1 protein-coding gene is annotated in these 2,437 nt (G+C 70.7%); it reads right to left on the reverse strand.

Annotated features, from left to right (window positions below; translation table 11 throughout):
* Positions 1-272 precede the first annotated feature (272 nt).
* Positions 273-1,796: a hypothetical protein gene (locus QMX80_RS18975; protein WP_282278724.1), complete on the reverse strand. Its 1,524-nt coding sequence runs from the start codon at positions 1,794-1,796 to the stop codon at positions 273-275.
* Positions 1,797-2,437: the final 641 nt, after the last annotated feature.

Genomic DNA, 2,437 nt, shown 5'->3' on the forward strand with positions numbered 1-2,437 from the left:
CCTTCGGCCAGTGCCAGTTGCGCCTGCCCGCCCTGCAGCTGGGCTGGCAACGTGTCGGCGCGCAGCGCCACGCCGGCCTGGATGGCGCTGCGCACGTGCGGTCGCTCGAGGCTCGCCGACAGCGGCCTTCGACCATCGCACGCTGTTCCAGGTTGAACCCTCCGCAGGTCCGGGTGCCGCCGTCGCGCAGGCCGGCGTGACGGCGGCCTCCTTAGCCCATCCGTTCCGGCGCCTGCCCGCAGAGCGCCGCCGTCAGCGGTCCGTTCCCGGCCTCACGCCCAGTCCGACAGCGCGATCTTCAGCTCCGCCGCGAAGCCCTTGGCCGAGGACAGGGGCACCGTGAATACGTTGGGAGCCTGCTGGCTGATGCCGATGGCCCTGGCCTTGGCGCTGTCCAGTTCGGCCTGCGTCTTCGGGCCGCCGGCCCATTGGTCGTCGCCCCAGACATAGCGCAGCCGCCAGCCGTCGCCATCGGGCTTGGCGAACAGCACCAGCGTGTTGCGGAACAGGTACTCGCCGGGGATGTGGTTCTTGAGGAACAGCGCGCCATCGACCTCGTAGCCGGCGTTGCACACCGCCAGCTCGATGGAGAAGGCGACCTCGCTGCCGGCGGTGATGCGGCGGCTGTCCAGGAACACCGAGAACAGCACAGGCGCGCGCGCGTCGCGGCGTACCTTGCCGTCCGCGTCGAAGATGTCGCTGTATTCGCGGCGCACCGCGCACTCGTTGGCCTGGGTGCGCGCGGTGAGCTCGTAGGTATAGGCGCCGCGCGGCGCCACGGTGGCCTCGATGTAATACGAGGAACGCACCTGCTTGCCACGCTTGCGCGCGGCCTCGACTTCCGGCGGCAGGGCCAGCGCGGTGATGTCCAGCTGCGCGGTGGCGCAGATATCGCCGAACAGGAAGCGCGACAGGTTCTGGTAGCCCTCCTCGGAATTGACGATGCCGAAGTAGCCGCTGTGGCTGCGGTTGACGAAGGCCCGCGGCGCGCCTTCGACATACGCGTTGGCGATGCGCACCAGGCCGTCGCTGAGCGCGCCGACCGCGAACGAGGACAGGCCGCGCGCCACCGCGTAGTCGCGGCTGTTGGTGCCGATCAGGCAGAACATGCGTTCGGGCGGGAAGCCGGAATCGCCGAGCGTGTTGACCTTGTCCTTGGGCACCTTCAGGTAGCGCGCCATGTTGCCGCGGTTGAAGTTGTTCATGTCGTTGGCCGACAGCAGGTCGGGCACGTTGATGCCGGCGATGTCGATGCCGTTGTGTGGCGTGGCGTAGGTGAACACCTTGTCCACCAGCGTGCGCGCTTCGGCGCCGGCGACCTCGGGGTTCTGCAGCAGGCAGCGGCAGATCAGCCCGCCCATCGAATGCGCGACCAGGTACACGCGGAAATCGCGGCGCTGGCTGGCGTTGTTGCCGCACACGCTGTCGCGCAGCTCCAGGATGCGCCGGCCCAGGCTGGCGGCGGCCTCGGTGATCGACGGCGCCTTGCCGTCGCCGAACGCCGGGTCGGCTACGTCGTAATAGCGGTGGATGACGATGCTGCGCGGCGCGATGCCGCTGCGCAGTTCGGCGCCGCCGTCGTAGACGTCGCGGTATCCGTAGTCCTTCATCAACCGCACCAGCGGCGACTCGAACACGAACTTCAGCACCGAGCCGTCCTGCGCCTGGCGGATCTTGGTGGAGCCGGCTTCCAGGCCCATGTAGGGCGTGGAGGTGGTCTCGACGATCTCCGAGCGGGTCATGGCGTAGCCGCGCACGTAGATGATCGGGAAGAAGGGGCGTTCGATCCTGTCCATGTCCGGCTCCGCGGGAAGGGAAGGCGATGCTTGGCCATTGTGGTCGCATCCGGGGCGATCGGCGACCGGGCGTGGGGTAGCGGCAGGGCGGTCGGGCTGTGTAGCGCCGGGCAGGGCCCGGCGGGGCTTGGCCGGTAATGCTCCAGCGGGGCGTTGCCCCGCTCTACAAGGAGGTGGGGTTCTGTAGCGCCGGGCAGGGCCCGGCGGGGCTTGGCCGGTAATGCCTCAGCGGGGCGTTGCCCCGCTCTACGGGGAGGTGGGGTTCTGTAGCGCCGGGCGACGCCCGGCGGGGCTTGGCCGGGGATGCCCCAGCGGGGCGTTGCCCCGCTCTACTGGGAGGTGGGGTTCTGTAGCGCCGGGCGACGCCCGGCGGGGCTTGGCCGGGGATGCCCCAGCGGGGCGTCGCCCCGCTCTATGGGGAGGTGGGGTTCTGTAGCGCCGGGCGACGCCCGGCGGGGCTTGGCCGGGGATGCCCCAGCGGGGCGTCGCCCCGCTCTACGGGGAGGTGGGGTTCTGTAGCGCCGGGCGACGCCCGGCGGGGCTTGCCCGGGAATGTCCCGGCGGGGCGTTGCCCCGCGCTACAGGGAGGTGGGGTTCTGTAGCGCCGGGCGACGCCCCGCGGGGCGTGCCCCGGAATTCCA

The sequence above is a fragment of the Stenotrophomonas sp. PS02297 genome (genome assembly GCF_029959705.1).
Classification (GTDB): Bacteria; Pseudomonadota; Gammaproteobacteria; order Xanthomonadales; family Xanthomonadaceae; genus Stenotrophomonas; species Stenotrophomonas nitritireducens.